Origin of the sequence: Corynebacterium pseudogenitalium (assembly GCF_024453815.1) — a bacterium.
Lineage (GTDB): Bacteria > Actinomycetota > Actinomycetes > Mycobacteriales > Mycobacteriaceae > Corynebacterium > Corynebacterium pseudogenitalium.
The window spans coordinates 269,015-290,774 of the sequence record NZ_CP072934.1 but is presented as its reverse complement, the minus strand read 5'-3'; the positions used below and the strand labels follow the sequence as shown (position 1 = coordinate 290,774).

Sequence of the window (21,760 nt, the reverse complement as noted above, 5' to 3'; positions counted from 1 at the left end):
TACCGCCGTTGCGGTTTAGGTGGGAAAATGATTTGCCCGCGAGGAGTGCGCCTCAATCACGAGCGAGCTGCCGAGCATGAGCAGCGTGGCCCCCACCGGGGGCAGCACGCCGATCGCGGCAAGCACGATCGCGGTGGAGTTGTACGCCCAGGCGAAGATCATGTTGTAGTCGATGATGTGGCACACGCGGCGCGCGTGCGCGATGAGCTGCGGGACGGCGGAGACGTCGTCGCGGATCAGCACGGCGTTGCAGGCGCGGGCGATGGTGGAGGACTGGGCGTCGATAATGTCGTCGGTGGCGTAGAGCAGGCCGACGTCCGCCACCTTGATAGTGGGAAGCGCGGTGGCGTCACCGATCATGGCAACCGTGGCGCCCTTCGTGTGGATGGCGCGAACCGCCCCCGGCTTGTCCGGCGCGGTAATGCCGGCGAGCACGTTGGACATACCCAAAAAGTCGGCAAAGCGGCGGGCCACCGGGTAGGTATCGCGGGTGAGCATCACCGTCTCTACGCCCATCTGTTCCAGGCGGTTGATGGCCTCGTGGGCGTCGTCCTTCGCGGGGTCGTAGAGGGTGATCACGCCGCGGTCCTTGCCGCGCCAGCGCACCACTACAGGGGTGCCTCCGGCGGTCGCGGCCATCGCGAGGCGGCCGTGCAGCTGGGACAGGTTCGTGGGGCGCCACAGGCAGGCGTCGAAGGACTCGGTGCGGTCCTCGTCCTCGTCGCCGTAGGTCAAGGTGAGGCGGCCGCGGAACTCGCCGCCGGGCGTGATTTCCTCGTTGCTCATCTCGATCCACGACGGCACATCGGCGCTCTTCGTGCGCCCATCGCGCGCCTCACGCGCCGCCTTCACCATTGCGCGTGCCGACGGGTGGTTGGACTCCACCGACAGCGCACCCGCCACGCGCATCACCATCTCCGGGCTTTCGCCGCGCTCGGCGGTGACGGTCTCCACCGTCATCTGCGGCTTGACAAGGGTGCCCACGCGGTTGAACACGGCCGTGTCCGTCGACTCCAGCGCGCGGAAGGTTTCGCCGTCGCGGATCAGGATGCCGTTTCGCACCGCCGACTCAATGCCGAGGCGGATCGCCAGCGAAGGCGAAATCGCCAGCGCCACCGGCGCCACCACCACCAAGATGGCCAACGCCGTGGAAAAGCCAGCATTGTAGTTGCCGGTCAGCAGCACCCACAGCCCAAAATCTAAGATAGCCAGCGCATAGGCCGCCGGGATGAGCAGGCCCGCCGCGCGCGTGGACATCAACGTGGCCTCGTTCTGGTGGCGCAGCACCGCGTCCACCCAGCGCTCCACCGCGCCCAGGCGGGTGGTGTGTCCGACGCGCTCCACGCGCATCTTGATCTTGCCGCTGCGCAGCACCGACCCGGCGCGCACCGTTGAGCCGACTTTCACCTCGGAAGGCTCGCGGGCGTCGATAATCTGGGGGTTCAACACGCCAGAGCCGCCGACCACCTCGCCGTCGGCAGGGATGATCTCGCCCGCGTGGACGTAGACGTCATCCCCCTTGTTCAGCTCGACTGCCGGGAAGTCTTCCTCCGTCACGTTGCCCGCCCGCGAACGACGCACCACCTTGTACACCGCGTCCGGATCAGGGTTGCGGGCCTGCAAATCCTCCATGAGGCGGGGGCGAGCGCGCATGGTGAAGTAGCGTCCCACCAGCAACAACGTGGTCACGGCGCAGGAGACCTCGAAGAAGATCTCAACGTCGTGGCCCATCTGGTGCGGCACCCAGCCACTACTGGTAGTCCAGCCGATCTGCCCAGCGGACGTCAGCACCACCGCGACCAGCGACCACAGCCAAGCGGCCAAAATCGCGATCGAGCTCGCGCCGTCCAGCGCGGAAATCCCGCGGCGCACGCCACCAAGCATCGCGCGGTGGAACGGGAACGCGCACCACAGCACCACCGGCGTGGACAACGCCAGCGAGCACCACTGCCACCCCGGGAACTGAAACTGCGGCACGTACGCCATCAGGACGACCGGGATGCTCAGCACAATAGCGATCCACATGCGAAGCGGCGTGACCAAGTCGCGGGCGGTAAACAGCACGTCCTGGCCGCGCATCATGCCACGGCGCCGTCGGGCAGTGCGCACGAACCCGCTCGCGCGCGCCGTGCGCAGGGAGCGCTGCTCGTGTTCCTTCATCCGGCGCATCCGGCCGGACATGCCGCGCGTGCCACGCCGCGGCAGCGTGTGATCCACCACCGAATGCCCCTGGGCGCGGCGGCGCAGCGTCGAATCCGTCAGCTGCACCTCCACCCCGAAGCGCTGCATCACCTCGGCGATCGTGTGCGGTGCCGTGGTGTCCGGCGCGGTCACCCACGCCATCTTCGTCGGGTACACCAGGCGCGCCTGCACGCCTGGCAGCTCTTCGAGGGCCTCCTCGATGTCGCGCAGCTGCGCGCCGTCCTCCAGGCCCTCGAGCTCGAACGCGTAGGAAGCGTGGGGGCGCAACGGGTTGCCGTTGCTGTCCTCGGAGTGGCGCGAGTCCGGGTCGAACCCGGCGTCCTTGGCCGCCAGGCGGGCGTCGTCAATTGAGCGCGTCACATTATCAGCCATGCGCCGTTACTCCACTTCTTCCCTACTGCTGCTACTGCTCAGCCGGACGCAGATAGTCCTGCGATTCCTTCCGGGAAGCATAGAACAGCCCCAATGCTCCCGCCACACCGACCACGATCTGCACCGCACCGTCGACGGCGAACAGCGCAACCGGCACTTTAGTCGCAGCGGGCGTCATCAAGAAGAGCGTGAGCACGCGCACCGCGAAGAAGACCGAGAAGACCTGCAGCACCCGCGTGGCGTTGAGCATCCACTTTCCGCGGCGCTGCACTGAGCGCAGCGCCAGGCAAAACACCACGATGATGCCCAGCTGCAGCAACGCCATCAGCACAACCGTGGCGTACATGCTCGCCTGCATCATGTTCTCCGGCAGCGCCTCCGACTGGTTCTTCGCGGCCTGCTTCGCCGCCTCGCGCAGCGCAGCCGGGTCGAGCACCGTCACCACCACGGCGAGGATCTGGTGCAGGAGCTCACCGAGGATCATCACTGCCCACGCGCCGAGGAGATAGCGCACCGCCTCGGGCTGTTGCTGCGTCGGCTCGTCCTTCCGGTGTCTCGGTGGCAGGGCCGGGGCCTGCGCTGCGGGAGGTGTGTTAGCCATGAAGCTCCTTCAGCGCACGCGCGCCCTCGATTGCGTAGTACGTCAAAATCTGGTCCGCGCCAGCACGCTTGATAGAGGTCAGCGACTCCATCATGGTCGCCTCGAAATCGATCCAACCGTTTTGGCCAGCGGCCACCATCATCGCGTATTCGCCCGAAACCTGGTACGCCGCCACCGGCACCGGCGACATGTCCGCCACGCGGCTGAGCACATCCAGGTACGGCAGCGCAGGCTTGACCATGACGAAATCCGCGCCTTCCTCAATATCGAGCTCGGTCTCGAGCAGGGACTCGCGCGCGTTCGCCGGGTCCTGCTGGTACGTGCGGCGGTCGCCCTTCAGGGAGGAGCCGACCGCGTCGCGGAACGGCCCGAAGAACTTCGACGCGTACTTCGCCGAGTACGCCATGATGGCCACGTCCTGGTAGCCCTCGGCGTCGAGTGCCTCGCGGATCACACCGATCTGCCCGTCCATCATCCCCGACGGGCTCACGATGTGCGCGCCCGCGGCAGCCTGCGACAGCGCCATATCGCGGTAGAGGTCCAAGGTTGCATCGTTATCCACCACCTGATTGCCATACTTATCGACGCCCACTACACCACAGTGCCCGTGGTCCGTGAACTCATCCAGGCAGGTATCGGCCATAATCAGCAGGTCCTCGCCGAACTCCTCGCGCAGCGCACACACGTTGCGGTTCAGGATGCCCTCCGGGTCCCACGCGACGGAACCCGTGGCGTCCTTATCCTCGTCGAGCGGCACGCCGAAGAGGTCCACGCAGCGGATCCCCTCCTCGAGTGCCTCGTGGCAGATCGCCTTCAGGGTGTCCGTGGTGTGCTGGTACACGCCCGGCATGGAGGCAATCTCTCGGCGTTCGGTGATGCCATCAGCCACGAACAACGGCAAAATAAAATCGGCCGGAGCCAGTCGCGTCTCCGCGGTGAGCTGCCGAATCGCAGGATTCTGGCGGAGGCGACGTGGACGGCGTGGAAGATGATATGTAGTCATGTGCTACATCATAACGCCGGTTTCCGACGCGCCCTCCGCTTCTTCCGCGGCGGCGGCAGCTCCCCAGCTGCCCGCAGGGCGGCGACGTGCTCGGCAAGCGCGTCCACCAGCGACGGCACGTCCGCAACCTCTGGTACGACGTCGACACGCAGCCCCTGCTCGCGCGCTGCCTCAGCCGCCATTGGGCCGATGCACGCGATGATCGTGCGCTGGTGCGGCTTGCCTGCGATGCCAACCAGGTTGCGCACCGTCGAGCCGGACGTGAAACAGACCGCGTCAAACCCGCCGGTCTTGATCATGTCGCGTACTTCAGGAGCTGGCGGGGCCGCGCGCACCGTGCGGTACGCCACGACGTCCTCGACGTCCCAGCCCTTCTCAATCAGGCCATCCACCAGCACGTTCGTTCCGATGTCCGCCCGCGGCAGCAGCACCCGCGAGACCGGGTCGATGTCCTCGACGTACTCGGGGAACACCTCCACCAGGCCAGCGGCGTTCTGTTTCGTGCGGTGCGGCAGCAGCTCCGGGCTCATCCCTAGCGCGCGCAGCGCCTCCGCCGTCTTGCGGCCGACCGCCGCCAGGTGCACACCCGCGAACGCGCGGGCGTCCAAGCCAAGCTGCTCGAACTTCTTCCACACCGCGTGCACAGCGTTCGTCGAGGTGAACACCACCCACTGGTAGCGGCCCTCCACGATGCCCTTAATCGCGCGGTCCATCTGCGCCGGGTTGCGCGGTGGCTCCAGAGAAATCGTCGGCACCGACTGCGGGATCGCCCCGTACGACGCCAGGCGGCTGCTCATCGCCTCCGCCTGCTCCTTCGCACGCGGCACCAGCACTCGCCACCCGTACAAAGGACGGTTTTCCCACCACGAAAACTTCGATCGATCATCATTCACAGTACCGAGCGTCACCACCAAAGAACCAGGCAGATCCGCCGTCACCGAGTCCATGGTTGCCAGGGTCTCCAGGGTCGCATCGACCGTGCGCTGCAGCCGCGTCGTTCCGTTGGCCGTGACGCTGCACGCCAGCTCACCCGGGAACCCGCGCTGCATCAACTGCAACGCCATCTCCGGCAGCTGCTCGCGCACCGCCTGCAACACCAACGGCTGCGGCGCCTGCGACAACTGGTCCCAGTCCACCGGCCCGTTCGCCAGATCTGCTTCCGTATACGTTGAACCAAGCGCGATACCCGCAAAGGACGGCACCGTCGACGGCAGCGACATCCCCGGCACAATCTGGAACTCCAGGCCGGCGGCCGCCACCGCGGCGATCTCCTCCCGCACCGCATCGCGCGTCAGCGGGTTCCCGCTGACCAGACGGATCACATCCCCGTCACCGTCATCCCCCTTGCGGATCACCTCGGCCGCCGCCTGCAGCGCCGAGCGCAACCGCGCAACAATATCGTCCGTGCCAAGCGGCACCTCTTCAACCTCAGCCGCGGTCGGGTCCGCAGGCTTCGGCGGGCGGCGCCGCGCCCCCGAGGCCTTCGCCTCCGCACACATCGCCTCGTACTGCGCCTCAGCAGCGTCGATCTTCTCCTGCGGCACCGCGCACGCTGCGGCAAGAACGTTTCGGACACCCTCAAGAACATCCGGTTCCACCAACGCGATAGAATTGCGTTCCATCACCTGGCGAGCGCGAATCGTCAGCAAATCGGGATTGCCAGGTCCGGCACCGACGAAGATCACCTTCCCCGGCTGGGGCGTGATTGAGGGCAGTGTCATCAAAATGGTCTTTTCTGGTCTTGTATAAGGCGTAAAGAAGTGTCCCGGCGTACAGCGAGCCCCAAAGGGACCCCTATACACCGAGACGATTGGACGTATGGTAGTTACACCTTAATTTGCATACGCCGTGTTTCAAAACCTGTTTCAAAACCAGTCTGAAAACTTACTGCATAATTTCTGCCGCCCCGCGGCCAATCAGCGTCTGCGCAAGCTGTGTTCCCAGCTCACGGGCGTCCTTACCTGAAGCCTCCTCAATCAGCTGTTTGGAGCCATCCAGGGCGAATACCCCCGCCCGCAAGGTAATGGTGCCGTCAGCGATGGTCGCGTGCGCCGCAACCGGGGCCGTGCAGCCTGCCTCCAAAGTCGCCAGCACCTGACGCTCCGCCGCCGCGCACGCAAAAGAATCTGCGTCCAACAGCTTGTCCAGGCCCTCACGCAGCGCGGTGTCGTCGACGCGGCACTCCACCGCCAGCGCACCCTGCGCCGGGGCGGGCATGAACACCTCAGCATCGAAGACTTGGGTGGCGCGGTCCGCGAACCCACCACGGACCAAGCCCGCATACGCCAGGACAATCGCGTCCATCTCGCCGCTTTCCACCCGGCCCATGCGCGTCTCAATGTTGCCTCGCAGCGGGAGGATCTCCAGGTCAGGACGCAGCGCGCGCAGCTGGGAAACACGGCGCGGCGCCGAGGTGCCCACCTTCGCGCCCTTCGGCAGCGTGTCCAGCGTCAGGCCGTCGCGGGCGATGAGTGCCTCGCGGTGGTCTTCGCGCTCCGGAACGATCAGGTAGGTGCGGGGCTCTGGGGCCGTCGGCAAGTCCTTGAAGGAGTGCACGGCAACGTCCACCTCGCCGTCGAAGAGGGCGTCGCGAAGCGCAGACGTAAACACGCCGACGCCGATGCGTTCCACCGGCGCGTGGGAAACATCCCCGGCGGTTTTCACAATGTGCAGCTCAGACGGGTAACCGTGCGCGATCAGGGCGTCACGCATGTGACCCGCCTGCGTCGTGGCCAAGTGCGAACCCCGCGTACCAATTTTCAGCATGTAAATTACGACTCCTTCAACTTCAACTCGTCGGGACTCGGCAACCGGTCCATATCAGTAGCAGCCGACACGGGGCGCACCCCAAACAGTTCCTCAACGGCGGTCTCCAGGCTAATCGAGTCCGAGCTCGCCGCCAGCTCCTTAATCTTCACCGTCGGCTTATGCAGCAGCTTATCCACCACACGCTTCACCGACCGCGCCACCTGCTGGAAGTCCTCTTCACCCAGGTCAGGAAGACGCTTGCGCAGCCGCGCCAGCTCCTCCTCCGAGATCTCCGCGCCAATCCGGCGCAGCTGCGCCACCGCCGGCGCCACCTCGCGCACCCGCTGCTCGGAGCTAAACGCCTGCACCTCCTCGGCCACGATCGCCTCCGCGGCCTGCAGCGCCTTCGAGTCCTCCGAGTCCGCGTTGTGCAGCTGCTCGTGCAGGTACTCGATGTTGATCAAGTGCACGCCCTCGTGCTCCAGTACCGAATTGTCAATATCGCGCGGCAGCGACAAGTCAATCAGCATCGTCGGCCCCGAGATGTCCTCGCCCGAAATGGTGAACCCATCTGACGCCGTCGCCGACACCGTAATATCCACACGCCCCAACGCCCCCGCGCGCGCATTAAAGTCCACGACCTCCGCAGCCACCCCGGCCTCCCGGGCATGCTCCGCCAACCGCTCCGCGCGCGAGCGAGTGCGGTTCGCAATAATCAACTTATCGACGCCCCTCTTGCCCAAATGCGTCGCCGCCAACGAGCTCATTGCACCAGCCCCCAACACCAGCGCAGTCTGGCCCTCCAGCGTGTCCACCCCCATCGTCTCCATCGCCGTATCCAGCGCGAAGGTCACCATCGAGCCGCCGGCATCATCAATCGACGTCTCCGTGTGCACACGCTTGCCCGTATGCAACGCCGACTGCGCCAGCGAATGCAACGCCGGGCCCACCGTGCCCTGCTCCGCCGCGTGCGTATACGCGGTACGCACCTGCCCGATGATCTGCTGCTCCCCCACCACCATGGAATCCAGGCCGGAGGCGACCGTCAACAAGTGCTCCGCAGCCGCGTCCGAATACCGCACGTACAGGTAGCCGCGCAGCTCCGCCTCACTCACCCCGGAGACCTCCGCCAGGACCGCCAACACATCCTGCACACCCGCATGGAACGCGTTGGCAACCGTGTACACCTCCAGCCGGTTACACGTCGAAATGATCATCGCCTCAGACAACGACGGGCGCTCCACCAGCGCCGACGCCGCCGAATGCTGCACCGCATCATCCATACTCAAGCGTTCCAACAACGCAACGGGCGCCGAGCGGTGCGACATCCCTACAACGAGAACACTCACTCAATCCCTCCAGTCAGCCGTGAATCAAACCAAAGGATAGCGCGTCACTCTGACAGCGCCTCGGCCAGGTCCGCGTTATCCACTTCCCAACACGCGAACTCGTCCCCATCAATCACCACAACCGGGACGCGATCCCCGAACTCGGCGTTGAGCGACGGAGAGGCGTCGACATCAACAAGCGTGAGCTGCGCGCCGCACTGCTCGACCACCGGGGCGATCTGCGCAGCCACCCGCTCGCACGACCCGCAGGTCGCGCGCACCATCAGTTCAACCTGTTTCATCTCTCCGCCAATCTTGTTTACGATACAAGCTATCACGTCTGCCACACGGTGAAAGGCTCGCTGGCAATGTCCGACCACAAAGAACTCCTGGCCCAATGGTCACTCACCCAAGGCAACCTTCGCCGCTTCCTCGAAGAAGTTGCCCTCCCACCTCTCGACGCCGAATCCCAACGCACCGCCGGTAACGCCGCCGCAGCCGCCGCCATCGAAGAAACCTTCGGCATCAGCATCGAAGAATTCGCCACCGGCGTCGACTCCGTCGGCGGCGCCTTCAAAACCGCCGGCCGGGAGAAAATCACCCAGCCCGACCCCGACGTCCCCCAAGACACCGAGGCGGCCGCGTTCTTCGACATCGACAACACCCTCATCCAGGGCTCCTCGCTCATCCTGCTGGCCAAAGGCTTGGCCAAGCAGCGCTTCATCACCCTTCGCGAGCTCCTGCCCGCCCTGACCAAGCAAATCCGCTACCGCGTCTCCGGCTCCGAAAGCGCCAAAGACATCGCCAAAGGCCGCGAGCAGGCCCTCCAAGTAGTCAAAGGCAAGAACGTCGAGCAGCTCAAAGAGCTCTGCGCCGAAATCGTCGACCGCCAAATGCTCGACAAGACCTACCAATCAACTATCGACGCCGCGTCCCGCCACATCGCCCAAGGCCAACAAGTCTGGCTGGTCTCCGCCACCCCGGTCCAAATCGGCCAGGCGCTCGCGGAACGCCTCGGCTTCACCGGTGCCCTCGGCACCGTCGCCGAAGAGGAAGACGGCAAGTTCACCGGCCGCCTCGTCGGCGACATCCTCCACGGCCCCGGCAAGCAACACGCCGTCGCCGCACTGGCTGCCATCCAGAAGCTCGACCTGGCAAAGTGCACCGCCTACTCCGACAGCATCAACGACCTGCCGATGCTCTCCATGGTCGGCAACCCCGTCGCCATCAACCCGGACCGCGCACTTCGCCGCTACGCGACAGGCCAAGGCTGGACCATCGAGGACTACCGCTCCCTACGCCGGTACATGCTCCCGGCCCTCGGCGCTCTGGCGGGCGGCGCGCTCGCTGCCGGTGTCGCGGCTGGCGTGGTGGCGCTGCGTCGACGGTAGTTTTTTGGTGCGGGCATCACCGCTCAAGCCACTCCGAACGCAGCAATCCGTGGCGGGAGCATGCCGCCGACCACGCCATCGGCGAAATCTTCACCACCATCCGCCGCTGACACAGCGGGCAGATACGTGGCGCGTCGTAGGGGCGGGCCGGGTCGAGGGGCCAGGCGATGTCGCCAGAGAGGATGGCGTCGGCAAGATCGGTGTTGTCTGGAATGCGCATCAGAGTGACTTGATCGTGTCGTAGAGGATGCCGTGGCCGGAGTTCACCTTCTGGCCGACGGGTGTAATACCCAGGTTGATGCGCGGCCGGGAGCTCCCGTCGAGGACGCGGTCCACGGCGTCGCGGTCCTTCTCTATCGGACGGCCAAACGTGGTCAGGTAATTACCGCCGATGATGGCGTTCGCGCCGCCCATCAGGCCGACTTCGGTGCCGTCGTCGCCAAGCGCGAGCTCCGTGCCACCGGCAAAACGGAGCTGGGTTGTGGGCATGGCCAGGCGGAACGCCGCAACGGCACGAAGCGCCTCCCCCTGCGGGACGAGTGGCCGGTCGGCGAACGGGGTGCCGGGACGTGGGTCGAGGAAGTTCATCGGCACCTCGTGAGGCTGGATCTCGGCAAGCTGCGTGGCGAATTCGGCACGCTGCTCGATCGTCTCCCCCAGACCAATGATCCCGCCACAGCAGGTCTCCATCCCCTCAGCGAGCACGTGCTCGAGAGTGTCTTTGCGCTCCTGCCAGGTGTGGGTGGTGACCACGTTCGGGAAGAAGGATTCGGCGGTTTCGAAGTTGTGGTTATAGCGGGACACGCCCATCTGCGCGAGTTGGCGCGCCTGTTCACGGGTCAGAATGCCAAGCGAGGCAGAAATAGAGATGTCCACCTCCTCCCGAATGGCAGTCACCGCCGCCGCGACCTGGTCCAGCAGGTCCTGCGTCGGGCCTTTCACGGCGGCGACAATACAAAACTCGGAGGCGCCCATTTTCTCGGACTGCTTCGCGGCCTCCACGAGCTCGTCGATATTCAGGGTGACGGCACGGACCGGGGACTCGAACAGTCCGGACTGGGAGCAGAAGTGGCAGTCCTCGGGGCAGCCGCCGGTCTTTAAGGAGATGATGCCCTCCAGGGAGACGTCGACGCCACAGTGCTTGATGCGAACCTGATGGGCAAGGTCGAGCAGTTCCGGCAGGCGCTCGTCCTCGATGGTGAGGATCTGCACGAGCTCTTCCTTGTTCAGGCCTTCGCCGCGCTCAAGGGCTTTTTCGCGTGCGATATCGAGGATGTCGGTCATGGTAATGCGCTCCGTTCAGTGCGGGGACGTGTTGTAAGTACGCATCAGTGTAGACCGCAATTGAACACCGTTCAGGTGTTTCGTGCCCCAACCTCCACCCACATCAAAAAGTTCCCGCGATCACAGAAATCCGAGGAACTTTTCGCAATTTCGGGGTACTCCACCCGCCCGAACACCCGCCTGACCTGCAAAGTGTAGTAACAGGAATGTAGTAATCCTCGAAAAGGGGGCCAAAACGGGGATTACTACAATCCTGTTACTACCATTTGGGTTTTAGCCACGCCCACAACCGCATTTCCCCAGGCTAATTCGCTCGCTCACCGGTATGGAGCGCGAGCCACACGCATGAAAAAACGCCCGCTCCAACCATGTGGTGCGGGCGCTGCAAAAGCTTACTTGCCAAGCTTACGACGCTGAACACGCGTGCGGCGAAGCATCTTGCGGTGCTTCTTCTTGGACATACGCTTGCGGCGCTTCTTAATCACTGAACCCATAAGGTTTCCTCGTTTCTTCGTAGTACGTTCTTGACGTGCCAGCATTCACTCGTGGTGTACGCAATGGGTGTAAGCATACAACCAAGGTGTTTGGCACTCAAAAAGGTTCGGGCAAGGTGAGTGCTATTTATCCGACGTCGTACACGGAGGATTCAAGGTACTCACTGACCGCCGTTTCGTTGACACGGAAGGAGCGGCCGACGCGTACTGCCGGCAGCTCACCCGAGTGCAACAAGCGGTAGACCGTCATCTTGGAGACGCGCATAATTTCGGCGACTTCAGCGACGGTTAAGAACTTGCCTTTATCTTCATTTGCCATTAATTCATAAACCCTTCAGCACGGTCGCGCTGCAGGCTTCCCCTCCTGCAGGACGAAACACGCACGTGCTTCAAACAACCTTATCGTGAACACTGGGCCTAATGCGACTCATGTGCCGATAATTTTTCAAAGTGCCTGGAGAAACACCCCGTATCTGGTGTGAAAGCGGTGACTGCTGTGGCTCAAAAGGCTCAGTATTCCTCGGAGCGCGTCGCGCAGGCGTCGGTGGCGCGGTAGATCGCTGCGCGTAGGCCGGACTCCTCGAGTTCACGGATCGCGGCAACAGTGGTGCCGCCCGGTGAGGAGACGGCAGCGCGCAGGCCAACCGGGTCGGGGTGCTGGTCCAGGAGCGCTCCGGCGCCGGCGCAGGTTTGGGTGGCCAGTTCCGTGGCGAGGTCCCGGGGCAGTCCGAGGGCAACGCCGGCGTCGATAAGTGCTTCGGTGAGCAGGAAGTAGTAGGCGGGCCCCGAACCCGAGAGCGCGGTGACGGCGTGCATTGCCTTTTCGGGGACGGCGACGACGCGGCCCGCGGACGTCAACAGCTTTTCGACGGCCTCCCGCTGCTCGTCTTCCACATAGCGGCCGGCGGAGACGGCGAGCACGCCCTTGCCCACGAGCATCGGGGTGTTGGGCATCACGCGCATGATCGGAGTGCCCGCGGACGAGATTGCCTCTTCCATGTCGGCGATGTCGACGCCGGCGGCCATCGAGACGAGCACGGTGGGCACCGAATTGCTCGCGACAGTCTCCGCGATCTCCCCGATCACGTCAATGATCTGGTTGGGTTTGACGCACAGGAAGACAACGTCGGCGTCGGCGGCGGCCTCGACGTTGTCCGTCGTGGCCTGGATGGCGTAGCGCTCGGCGAGCGCCGCCACGCGCTCCTCGGAGCGGCAGGTGGCAATGATGTGGTGCGGTTCGACCTGGGAGGCGATCAGCCCCTGCAGCAGGGCCTCGCCAATATTGCCAACGCCAATGATTGCGATTTTTTCCATGCACCACACACTAGCGCCACGGGGGCACTGTGGTGGAAAACGCCCTTAGAGCAGGGCCGGGCCGAACGCCATGACCAGGGCGGCAACGCCCGCGAGCGTCATGGTCAGACCATCGCGGCCAGTGTGCATCGCGCGCACACCGAAGACGACGCCCGCAACAGCGGCGGCGCCCAGGATGGCTGCGAGTGCGGTTGCCAGGTTCGCCCAGATCCAGCTGAACAGCATGAACCCGAGCACGCCCAGAACCACGCCGATGAACACGAAGAGCACCAGCATGATGGGGTTGACGGCGCCGTCATCATCGATTTCGGCGACCTCGGCGGCTTCAGTCTTTTCGACGTCCACATCCTCAGCATGCTCGTCGTCGAAGAGGTCGAGCGCGTCTTCCTCGGCGGGCTTCTCAGCCACCTCAGGCTTGGTGCGCTGCACTGGCTCGTTGGTGTCCTCCACGACGCGGATCTGCGTCGTTTCGTCCTCGGAAGGGCTGTCCTGCGCGGCCTTCGCGACGGGCGGGTCAACCGGCTTTTCAGCCGGAACCGCAGGCTTTGCAACAGGCTTTGCAGCTGCGGGCTCTGCCTTTTCAGCAGCAGGCTTCGCTGGTGTTGGTTCGGCTGGTGCGTCGAGTGGCACGCTGGAGTGCTTCGCTTCGGCCGGGCGGGCGTCGACAGCCTTGAAGGAGCCGGTCAGCTCCGCGACCGAGACGCCGCCTTCCTCCAAGCTGCGGCGTCGGCGGGGACGCTTACCCACGTCCGGGTTGGTTTTCTGCGCCCGGGCGAGGAGCTCCGCAACCGTCAGCTGCTTGTCCTCAGACATCAGTCGTTGTCTCCTTCGTCATCTCCTAAGTCATGCCCTTGGTCGATCCAACGGAGGATCACGCCTTCTCGTAGCGCCCATGGACAGATCTCTAACTTATCAAGCTTAAGCGCTCGCATGGCAGCCTCTGCAACTAGGGCACCCGCAACGATCTGGTGGGAGCGGTCGGCGCTGATGCCTTCGAGCTCCGCACGGTCGGCTGCGGTCATGCGGGAGATGAACGCGATGAGCTGGCGCAGGCCCGGCGCGGTGAGGGTTCGCTTCACGAAAGGCCCAGCTGAGGAGGGTGCAGCACCGGTTAGCCGAGCGAGGGAGCGGAACGTCTTCGAGGTGCCGACGGCCAGCCCCGCCTCCCCCAGCGCGTGGAACTCGCGGGCGGGCCCGGCGAGTTCAGCGTCGATGTAGTCGCGCAAAAGGTTGATCTTTTTGCGCTCGGGCGGGTCGGATTCGAACCACTCGTGGGTGAGCCGCCCGGCGCCCAGGTCGAGGGACACGGCCAGGTCGGGGCTTTCTTCGGTGCCGGTGGACATTTCCAGGGAGCCGCCGCCGATGTCCAGGTTGGTGATGCGCCCGGCGGACCAGCCGTACCAGCGGCGCACCGCGAGGAACGTCAGCCGCGCCTCTTCCTCGCCGGAGAGGACTTCGAGGCGCACGCCGGTTTTCTTCTCGACCTTCTTTAGCACTTCCTCGGAATTCGTCGCCGAGCGAACGGCGGACGTCGCAAAGGCGAGGAACTCCTCGCACTTCAGCTTGCTGCTTAGGCCTGCGGCTTCCCCCACGGCGTCGACAAGCTTGTCGACGCCCCGAGGCTCAATATTGCCCTCGTCGTCGAGGAGTTCGACGAGCCGGAGCGGCTGCTTCCAGTCACTCATCGGGGTGGGGCGGCCACCGCTGCGGGCATCTACCCCCACGAGATGCACCGTATTACTGCCTACGTCTAATACACCTAATCGCACACCCTCAGCGTAGTGCGTCTACGGTGTGTTGGTGTGAATCAACCAGTTTTTCTCGGATTCCCCGCCGAATCCCCCGCCGGCCGCTCGATCCTCGCGGGACGCGAAGTGCCCACCGACTTCCCCCGCGAATGGTTCGTGTTCATGCACCCGGAGGACCCGCTGCACTACTTCAGCATCGACCTGACGTGGGTGGAATCCACCTGGTCCTGCCGGTTCGGCACACCGCAATGCCACGGGATTGATGAGGACTTCTCCGTTGTCGGCTGCTGCATCCACGGCGCGTACCTCTCCGACGAAACGGACCGCGACGACCTCTATAATGCGGTCGCGGAGATGCCTGCGAAGTACTGGCAGCTGCGCCCCCGCGACGTCGATTCCTACATCGCGGCCGCCGACCCCACCATCCTCGAGCCCTGGCTGGAATGGGACGACACCGAAGAAGAGGACGACGGCCCACACATCAAGACGCGCGTGGTGGATGGCGCCTGCATCTTCGCCAACCGCAACGGCGCCGAGACCGGCCCGGGCTGCTCCCTGCACCAGTGGGCGATGGCGGAAGGCCGCAACATCATCGGATCCAAACCGGAAGTGTGCTGGCAAGTGCCGTTTTCCCGGGAGGACTCCTGGGAGGAACGCGCCGACGGCCAGGAGATCCTGCGCACCACCATCGGCGAGTACGACCGGCGCCAGTGGGGTGGCGGCGGCGAAGACTTCGACTGGTGGTGCACCGACGCGCCCGCCTGCCACACCGGCGGCACCCCCGTGTGGCAGTCGATGAAGCAGGAGCTACAGCAGCTCATTGGCGAGAAGCCCTACGAGGTCCTCGCCGCGCACTGCGCCGCCCGCGCGAAACTCCCGCGTGAGGCGAAGACCACGCACCCGGCTAGCGATCAGGCCTCGAACTTGTAGCCCAGGCCGCGCACCGTCACCAGCTGCTTCGGCTTCGACGGCTCCTCCTCGATCTTTGAGCGCAGCCGTTTCACGTGTACATCCAGGGTCTTGGTGTCGCCGACGTAGTCAGCGCCCCAGATCATGTCGATGAGCTGGGAGCGCGTAAGCACCCGGCCGGCGTTGCGCATCAGGTACTCCAGGAGGTCGAACTCCTTGAGCGGCATGCGGACTGGTTGGCCGTCGACAAGCACACTGTGGCGCTCGACGTCCATGGTGACGCGGCCGCCGATGAGTACGTCGCGGCTCGGCTCGGCTTCCTCCGCCGCCGACTCCCCGCCGCGGCGCAGCACCGCCCGGATGCGCGCAATGAGCTCGCGGGTCGAGTACGGCTTGGTCACGTAGTCATCCGCGCCGAGCTCGAGGCCCACCACCTTATCGATCTCCGAGTCACGCGCCGTGACCATAATGATCGGCACCGACGAACTCGCGCGCAGCTTCCGGCACACATCCGTGCCGCTCATGCCCGGCAGCATCAGGTCCAACAGGACAAGATCGACCTCGTTGGCCTCGAACGCCTCGAGCGCCGCCGGGCCGTCGGCCGCCCACACCGTGGAAAAGCCCTCCTTTTCCAGCAGATAAGAAAGCGGATCCGCCAGGGACTCTTCATCTTCAACGATCAGGATCTTCGTAGACACGGTTAGGGAAACCCTCCTGCAAAAGCTACATCGGCAACTCGAGCGTGAAAGTCGACCCGGTCCCCGGGCGCGACCACACTCTGATAGTACCCCCGTGGTTTTGCGCCACATGCTTCACGATGGCCAAACCCAAGCCAGTCCCCCCAGTCGAGCGAGACCTCGCCTTATCGACGCGGTAAAAACGCTCAAACACGCGCTTCTGATCCTCCAGCGCAATCCCGATCCCGCGGTCAGTGACGCGCACAAGCGCCACCTTCTGCTTCCCGGACATACGCACCTGCTGCGTAATACTCACCGGCTGGCCGTCCGGCGAGTAGTTAATGGCGTTCGACACCAGGTTGCTCACCGCGGACGTCAGCAGGGACTGGTCCCCCATCACCGTAATCCCGGTGGGTTCCCCACGGATCAGGTCGATGTTGCGGCCCTCGGCGGTGACGTGATTGCGAGTGATGGCGTCGTCAATCACCTCGTCGAGGCTCACCGGCGACATCTCAGGCAACGCCTCCGCACCCTGCAGCTTCGACAGCGAAATCAGGTCCGTGATCATGTCGCCCATCCGGTGGGCCTCCTTCAGCACCTTCGTGCCGAAGTAGTCCACCATCTCCGGGTCATCCGGGTCCTGCAGCAGCGCCTCCGCGAGTAGCGCCATCCCGCCGACCGGCGTCTTCAGCTCGTGCGAGACGTTCGCCACGAAGTCGCGGCGCGCGTGCTCCATCCGCACGTTCTCGGACTCGTCCGTGCTGTAAGCAATCACGTAGGAGTTCTCCGTCAGCGTCAGCGGTTTGACCACCACGCGTACATTCCGAATGCGGGACCCCGTCGCGCGAATCGGCAGGTCAAGGTCAAGGACGTGCGTCTCCTGATCCTCAAAGACCTGCTGGGCGGTCTCCCACACCTCCGGCTGCACCGTGCGGTCATACACCAGCGACATATCGTGCGCCCTCGCGTTCGAGAGCAGCACCTTGCCCTCCTGGTTCATCACCGCAATCCCCGTCGGCGAGCCCTGCACCGCCAACTGCAGCACCTCACTAATCGTGGCCGCCCTACGGGAATCCGAACCACCATCAACCCGGTTGCGTAAACGCCAACGCAGCGCCCGCCGCACCAACGGTGCAGCAAGCGCTGCGAGAACTACGCCCCCTAAAAACGCCAGTAGCGGGGACAATGTGGCTACTTACTTCTGGCCCTGGTTAGCAACCGCAGCAGCACCTGCCGCAGCCGCCTCCGGATCGAGGTACGTGCCGCCTGGGTTGAGCACCTTGCCCTTGCTGTCAATCTCGTAGACCAACGGCATGCCGGTCGGGATGTTCAGGGCAGCGATGTCATCGTCGGAGATGTTGTCCAGGTACTTCACCAGGGCGCGCAGCGAGTTACCGTGCGCAGCCAGCATGACCGTCTTGCCGTCGAGAACCTCAGGCAGGATGACGTCGATGTAGTACGGCAGGAAGCGCTCCACAACGTCCTTCAGGCACTCCGTGCGTGGCACCTCTGGGAGGAACGCGTAACGCACGTCGTCGGTCTGGGAGTACTCGTTGTCGGCGTCGATTTCTGGTGGCGGAGTGTCGTAGGAACGGCGCCAGCTCATAAACTGCTCTTCACCGTACTCCTCACGGATCTCGGCCTTGTTCAGGCCCTGCAGCTTGCCGTAGTGACGCTCATTGAGGCGCCAGTTACGCACAACTGGGATCCAGTGACGGTCCGCAGCGTTCAGCGCGATGTTCGCGGTGCGGATCGCACGACGCAGCAGCGACGTGAACACGATGTCCGGCAGCACGCCCTTTTCTGCCATCAACTTACCGGCGTTGACGGCTTCCTGCTCACCCTGCTCAGTCAGATTGACATCGACCCAGCCGGTGAACTGGTTGGACTTGTTCCATTCACTTTGTCCGTGACGGACAAGAATCAACTTTCCATTCGTCATGGCACCAATCATGCCACGAATCGTATGATTTTTCTTTAAGGTTGGGTCTCATGATCCACGCCAACGCCGTCGCCGCCACGCTCTCCGTCGCACTTCTCGCACCTGGGGCACCATTTCGTGTCCTCCCAGAGCAACCACCGACCACAATACGAGTGGGCAATCACACAATTTCCATCCCCGAACACGCCAGCGCCGCGTCCTGCTCCCAAGGCTTCAGCGGCACCATCAACGGCCAGCTCGTCATGCTCACCGCCGGCCACTGCTTCGACCTCTCCGAGGGTGTCGACAACGAACCCACCGACGTCATGCGCACCCACCGCGTCGAAGTACCTATCGACGCCAGCTACCGCCCCATCGGCACCCCAACCAAACTCAAGCCCTCCACCGACTACGCCGACGTCTACCTCCCCTCACAGTTCTTCTGGGACACCGTCAACACCCCGGATTGGGGCGTCGTCACCGCCGCCCCCGACGCCCCGGCCACCCGCATGTCCTTCTCCCGCGACGCCAACGGCCACGCCCACGGCGCACCTCGCGAACTGCGCTACATCCAGGACACCCGCAACCTGCCCTACAACTACTTCGACACCTCCAACTTCGGCCAGCCCATCTGCAAAGACGGCGCCACCACCGGCCGCACCTGCGGCCACCAGCTCGCCCGCTCCCGCAACAGCATCTACTCCTGGGGCCTGCGCTACGAACACGGCGACTCCGGCGGCATCAACTACGACCCCTGCGACGGCGCCGTCCTCGGCGTCAGCTCCATGGGCATAGGGCCTCTCGGCAAAGCCCAGCGTGCTGATCGCATCATCGAAGACGCCTTCAACGTCCCCGACGGCAAGGTCAACGAAGCCTTCACACTCCCCGATTCCACCGCGCCCCACGCCGACTTCACCCCGCTCAATCAGGAGCAAGGGGCATTGATGGGCCAGATCATGCAGGACAACCCCGAACTGAAACCGCGCAAGACCGGCAAGCAGGGCTTCGACGAGGCCGTCACCGCCGCCCAACGCGACGCCGACGTTGCCGCCCAGCGCGCCGGCCAGGTCCGCACCGTTGAGCAGGCGCAACGCCTCGCCGCCGACGTCTCAGGTGCCATCGACCACCACACACAGCAGCTCGGCAAGTGGGGCGCGGCCGCGGCAGTGGAGGCGATCGGGCGGTAGTCCGGGGCGGCTGGGTGACACCACATTCCTTCACGCAACGTCGGCGACCTGGGACAACGCGCCAACGCTAAAACGAAAACATCGAATTTGGTGCAGAGGGTGGGAGCCAGTGCCAAAGGACGCAATCCTGTCCGCCAATCCCGGCAAAAGGCCAGGCCACGAAAAGTGGGTTGCGTCCTTTGGCACTCGGGCCGGCCGGGGTGACACCACATTCCCGCACGCAAACCCAGTGACCTGGGAAAACGCGACGGCGCCCTCCCGAAAAGCAGGAATCTGGTGCAGCTCCCCCAAACGCCCAGCTAGCTCCCGATGGCCTTCCGGTCGCAGAGGCCGCGGTCGAAGTGGTCGAGGGTGTCCTGGTAGATGCCGGTCAGGTCGTGGGCGCTTTCGCGCCAGCTGAACTTGCTGGCTTGGGCGACGGCGGCTTGGCCCATGGCGATGCGGGTGTCGTCGTCACCGAGGAGCTCACCGATGGCGTTGGCCCAGTCGGCGGGGTCGTGGCTGGGGACGAGGGTGCCGGTTTCGCCATCGGCGATGACGATCGGCAGGCCGCCGACGGCTGCCGCGACGACAGGAGTGCCGGTGGCTTGGGCTTCGACGGCGACGAGGCCGAAGGATTCGTTGTAGCTGGGCACGGCGACGATGTCGGCGGCTTGGTAGACGTTCACGAGTTCTTGGGGCGGCCGCGGCCCGAGGAAGCGCACGATGTGGCCCACGCCCTCCTCCTCGGCGAGGCGCTGATACGTATCGACGCTCACTCCGCCACCGGAGGCGCCGCCGCAGATAAGGACGCGCAGGGGGTAGTCGACGCCGTCGCGAACGAGTTGGCCGATGGCCCGGATGAGCACCTGCGGACCTTTGAATTCTTGGAGGCGGCCGACGAAGGCGACCACTTTGGCGTGGACGGGGATGCCGAGGTGGCGGCGTGACATTTCGGTGTTGCGGTTGGTGCCGGGGGTGTAGAGCTCGGTGTCGGCGCCGGGGGTGACCACGGCAATTTTGGCGGGGTCGACGTCGTAGTGGCGGGACAGTTCGGTGATTTCGTCTTCGGTGTTGACCACGAGGCGGTCGGCGTTGTCCACGAGTTGTTGTTCGCAGATGCGGCGGGCTTCGCTTTCGGAGCTTTCGGCGCCAGACGCGTAGGCGTTTTTGACGGCGGCCCAGGTGTGGCCGGTGTAGATGAGGGGGACGTCGCTAAGTTCGGCAAGCAGCCAGCCGACCTGGCCGGAGAGCCAGTAGTGGGCGTGGATGATGTCGTAGTGGGCGTCGTAAATTCGGCAGAACTGTACGATGCCGCCGGCGAACGTGGCGAGCTGCGTGGGCAGTTCCTCTTTGGGCAGGCCTTCGTAGGGGCCGGCGACGATGTGGATGACCCGGAAGCCGGGCTCGACCTCGGCGATTTGTGGCTGGCTGGGGCGCGTGGCGCGGGTGAACACGTCGACTTCGATGCCCTGGCGCGCGAGCTGCTGGGCGATATTGAGGATGTACACGTTCATCCCCCCGGCATCCCCGATGCCGGGCTGCTCGAGGGGCGAGGTGTGCATTGAAATCATGGCGACGCGCATGCCCGCCAGCGTATTACATCACCGCGTGGCGGTGCCACGACCCAAAGTCCGCTGCGACGGTCGCGGCGAGCTGCTGGTAGGCGCGCAGGGTGTCGGGTGCGAGGCGGTCCATATCGACGACGGCACCTTCGGCGAGGTGGCGGTCGTATGGGATGGCGTGGACGGCGCGGGTACGGGCGGCGAAGTGCTCGGTAAGGCGCTCCATGTCGATGGTGGGTTTGCCCGGCGCGCCCGCGCTAATGACGACGACCGCATTGGAGGCGAGCTGGTCGTAGCCGTGGAGGCTGAGCCAGTCGAGGGTTGCGGCGGCGGACTGGGCGCCGTCGAGGGCTGGTGAGGTGACCAGGACGAGCGCGTTGGCCAGGTCGAGGACGCCAGCCATGGCGGAGTGCATGAGGCCGGTGCCGCAGTCGGTGAGGATGACGTTGTAGTGGTGTTGCAGGATGTCGATGGCTTTGCGGTAGTCGAGTTCGGAGAAGGCTTCGCTGACGGCCGGGTCGCGTTCGGAGCCGATGACTTCGAGGCGGGAGCTGGCCTGGTTGGTAAATGCCCGGACCTGCGGGTACCGCGAGGTGTCCTGCGCGAGCAGGAGGTCGCGGATGGTGGCGGGTGAGTTGGCGGTGGCGCGTTGCGCGAGCGTGCCGAGGTCCGGGTTGGCGTCGATGGCGATGACGCGGTCGCCACGGGTTTCGGCGAAGACACCGCCGAGAGCAATGGTTGTTGTTGTCTTGCCGACGCCCCCTTTCAGCGACATGACGGCAATCCGGTAGTCGCCGCGCAGGGGTGCGCGGATGGCGTCGATGAGTTCGTCGCGTTCGGCTTGGGCGCGGGAGCGCCCAGGGTTGATGCGGCCGCGGCTGGCGCTGTGGACGAGTTTGCGCCAGCCCTGTTTTGGCGGTGCTTTCACGGGATCGACCAAGTTGCTTTGGTCGAGGCCGGTTGGCGGTGTGAGGTCGGTGGTGGCGTCGAAAAATGTGGTCAATGGAATCCCCCCTTGTGTTTCCCCAGTGGCTCAC

The 21,760-nt window shown here is 64.7% G+C and carries 22 protein-coding genes; 3 read left to right on the top strand and 19 right to left on the bottom strand.

Going from position 1 to position 21,760, the window contains the following annotated elements:
* Positions 1-15: 15 nt before the first annotated feature.
* The 7 genes from KBP54_RS01285 to KBP54_RS01255 form a co-directional block, all read right to left on the bottom strand.
* Entirely contained in the window at positions 16-2,574 is a 2,559-nt protein-coding gene (locus tag KBP54_RS01285) for a heavy metal translocating P-type ATPase (protein WP_256006069.1), read from the bottom strand.
* A gap of 31 nt (positions 2,575-2,605) precedes the next feature.
* Positions 2,606-3,175: a hypothetical protein gene (locus KBP54_RS01280; RefSeq protein WP_083329446.1), complete on the bottom strand. Its 570-nt coding sequence runs from the start codon at positions 3,173-3,175 to the stop codon at positions 2,606-2,608.
* Positions 3,168-4,178, bottom strand: coding sequence for a porphobilinogen synthase (hemB, locus tag KBP54_RS01275; RefSeq protein ID WP_256006067.1), 1,011 nt, complete (start codon positions 4,176-4,178; stop codon positions 3,168-3,170). Before hemB ends, KBP54_RS01280 begins: the two co-directional genes overlap by 8 nt.
* Positions 4,179-4,186: 8 nt before the next feature.
* Positions 4,187-5,899 (bottom strand): bifunctional uroporphyrinogen-III C-methyltransferase/uroporphyrinogen-III synthase, encoded by a 1,713-nt coding sequence (locus KBP54_RS01270; protein WP_256006065.1) that lies wholly within the window; start codon positions 5,897-5,899, stop codon positions 4,187-4,189.
* Between the two features lie 163 nt (positions 5,900-6,062).
* A complete protein-coding gene (gene hemC / locus KBP54_RS01265; protein ID WP_070477387.1) occupies positions 6,063-6,944 on the bottom strand; it encodes a hydroxymethylbilane synthase in 882 nt (293 codons plus the stop codon).
* A gap of 5 nt (positions 6,945-6,949) precedes the next feature.
* Entirely contained in the window at positions 6,950-8,275 is a 1,326-nt protein-coding gene (locus KBP54_RS01260) for a glutamyl-tRNA reductase (RefSeq protein ID WP_084028625.1), read from the bottom strand.
* Between the two features lie 44 nt (positions 8,276-8,319).
* The gene (locus tag KBP54_RS01255; RefSeq protein ID WP_070363200.1) at positions 8,320-8,556 is read right to left on the bottom strand and encodes a glutaredoxin family protein; all 237 of its coding nucleotides are present in this window, start codon (positions 8,554-8,556) and stop codon (positions 8,320-8,322) included.
* Between the two features lie 66 nt (positions 8,557-8,622).
* On the opposite strand from KBP54_RS01255, the gene KBP54_RS01250 reads away from it, so the two are divergent.
* Positions 8,623-9,645, top strand: a complete 1,023-nt coding sequence (locus tag KBP54_RS01250) for an HAD-IB family hydrolase (protein WP_256006064.1) — start codon at positions 8,623-8,625, stop codon at positions 9,643-9,645.
* Between the two features lie 16 nt (positions 9,646-9,661).
* Here the strand turns inward: KBP54_RS01250 and bsaP are convergent, their stop codons facing one another.
* The 7 genes from bsaP to KBP54_RS01215 form a co-directional block, all read right to left on the bottom strand.
* Positions 9,662-9,865, bottom strand: a complete 204-nt coding sequence (bsaP, locus tag KBP54_RS01245; protein ID WP_070363202.1) for a biotin synthase auxiliary protein BsaP — start codon at positions 9,863-9,865, stop codon at positions 9,662-9,664.
* Positions 9,865-10,929, bottom strand: coding sequence for a biotin synthase BioB (gene bioB, locus KBP54_RS01240; RefSeq protein ID WP_070975690.1), 1,065 nt, complete (start codon positions 10,927-10,929; stop codon positions 9,865-9,867). The genes bsaP and bioB overlap by 1 nt, the downstream gene beginning before the upstream one ends.
* Positions 10,930-11,321: 392 nt before the next feature.
* Positions 11,322-11,423 (bottom strand): 30S ribosomal protein bS22, encoded by a 102-nt coding sequence (locus tag KBP54_RS01235; RefSeq protein WP_003855542.1) that lies wholly within the window; start codon positions 11,421-11,423, stop codon positions 11,322-11,324.
* Positions 11,424-11,550: 127 nt separating this feature from the next.
* The gene (locus KBP54_RS01230) at positions 11,551-11,742 is read right to left on the bottom strand and encodes a helix-turn-helix domain-containing protein (protein ID WP_070363204.1); all 192 of its coding nucleotides are present in this window, start codon (positions 11,740-11,742) and stop codon (positions 11,551-11,553) included.
* Between the two features lie 191 nt (positions 11,743-11,933).
* Positions 11,934-12,737 (bottom strand): pyrroline-5-carboxylate reductase, encoded by an 804-nt coding sequence (proC, locus tag KBP54_RS01225; protein ID WP_256006062.1) that lies wholly within the window; start codon positions 12,735-12,737, stop codon positions 11,934-11,936.
* Between the two features lie 45 nt (positions 12,738-12,782).
* Complete coding sequence (locus tag KBP54_RS01220) at positions 12,783-13,550, bottom strand: hypothetical protein (RefSeq protein WP_256006060.1); 768 nt, start codon at positions 13,548-13,550, stop codon at positions 12,783-12,785.
* Positions 13,550-14,506, bottom strand: a complete 957-nt coding sequence (locus tag KBP54_RS01215; protein WP_070477374.1) for a Ppx/GppA family phosphatase — start codon at positions 14,504-14,506, stop codon at positions 13,550-13,552. The genes KBP54_RS01220 and KBP54_RS01215 overlap by 1 nt, the downstream gene beginning before the upstream one ends.
* Positions 14,507-14,539: 33 nt before the next feature.
* Here KBP54_RS01215 and KBP54_RS01210 point away from each other — a divergent pair, with 33 nt between their 5' ends.
* A complete protein-coding gene (locus KBP54_RS01210) occupies positions 14,540-15,415 on the top strand; it encodes a DUF3109 family protein (RefSeq protein WP_070363207.1) in 876 nt (291 codons plus the stop codon).
* On the opposite strand, the gene KBP54_RS01205 is transcribed toward KBP54_RS01210, so the two are convergent.
* The 3 genes from KBP54_RS01205 to KBP54_RS01195 are packed head-to-tail and all read right to left on the bottom strand — an operon-like array spanning position 15,397 to position 18,013.
* Complete coding sequence (locus KBP54_RS01205) at positions 15,397-16,092, bottom strand: response regulator transcription factor (RefSeq protein ID WP_256000717.1); 696 nt, start codon at positions 16,090-16,092, stop codon at positions 15,397-15,399. The two genes, KBP54_RS01210 and KBP54_RS01205, sit on opposite strands and share 19 nt — an antisense overlap.
* Before the next feature lie 25 nt (positions 16,093-16,117).
* Positions 16,118-17,257 (bottom strand): sensor histidine kinase, encoded by a 1,140-nt coding sequence (locus tag KBP54_RS01200; RefSeq protein WP_083329444.1) that lies wholly within the window; start codon positions 17,255-17,257, stop codon positions 16,118-16,120.
* A 9-nt stretch (positions 17,258-17,266) separates the two neighbouring features.
* Positions 17,267-18,013: a phosphoglyceromutase gene (locus KBP54_RS01195; RefSeq protein WP_071573650.1), complete on the bottom strand. Its 747-nt coding sequence runs from the start codon at positions 18,011-18,013 to the stop codon at positions 17,267-17,269.
* Positions 18,014-18,063: 50 nt separating this feature from the next.
* Between KBP54_RS01195 and KBP54_RS01190 the strand changes: the two genes are divergently transcribed.
* Positions 18,064-19,179, top strand: a complete 1,116-nt coding sequence (locus KBP54_RS01190) for a S1 family peptidase (protein WP_256006058.1) — start codon at positions 18,064-18,066, stop codon at positions 19,177-19,179.
* A gap of 299 nt (positions 19,180-19,478) precedes the next feature.
* Here the strand turns inward: KBP54_RS01190 and mshA are convergent, their stop codons facing one another.
* Both mshA and KBP54_RS01180 read right to left on the bottom strand, forming a co-directional pair.
* The gene (mshA, locus tag KBP54_RS01185) at positions 19,479-20,744 is read right to left on the bottom strand and encodes a D-inositol-3-phosphate glycosyltransferase (protein WP_256006056.1); all 1,266 of its coding nucleotides are present in this window, start codon (positions 20,742-20,744) and stop codon (positions 19,479-19,481) included.
* Between the two features lie 13 nt (positions 20,745-20,757).
* Positions 20,758-21,726 (bottom strand): MinD/ParA family ATP-binding protein, encoded by a 969-nt coding sequence (locus KBP54_RS01180; RefSeq protein WP_070363214.1) that lies wholly within the window; start codon positions 21,724-21,726, stop codon positions 20,758-20,760.
* Positions 21,727-21,760 lie beyond the last annotated feature (34 nt).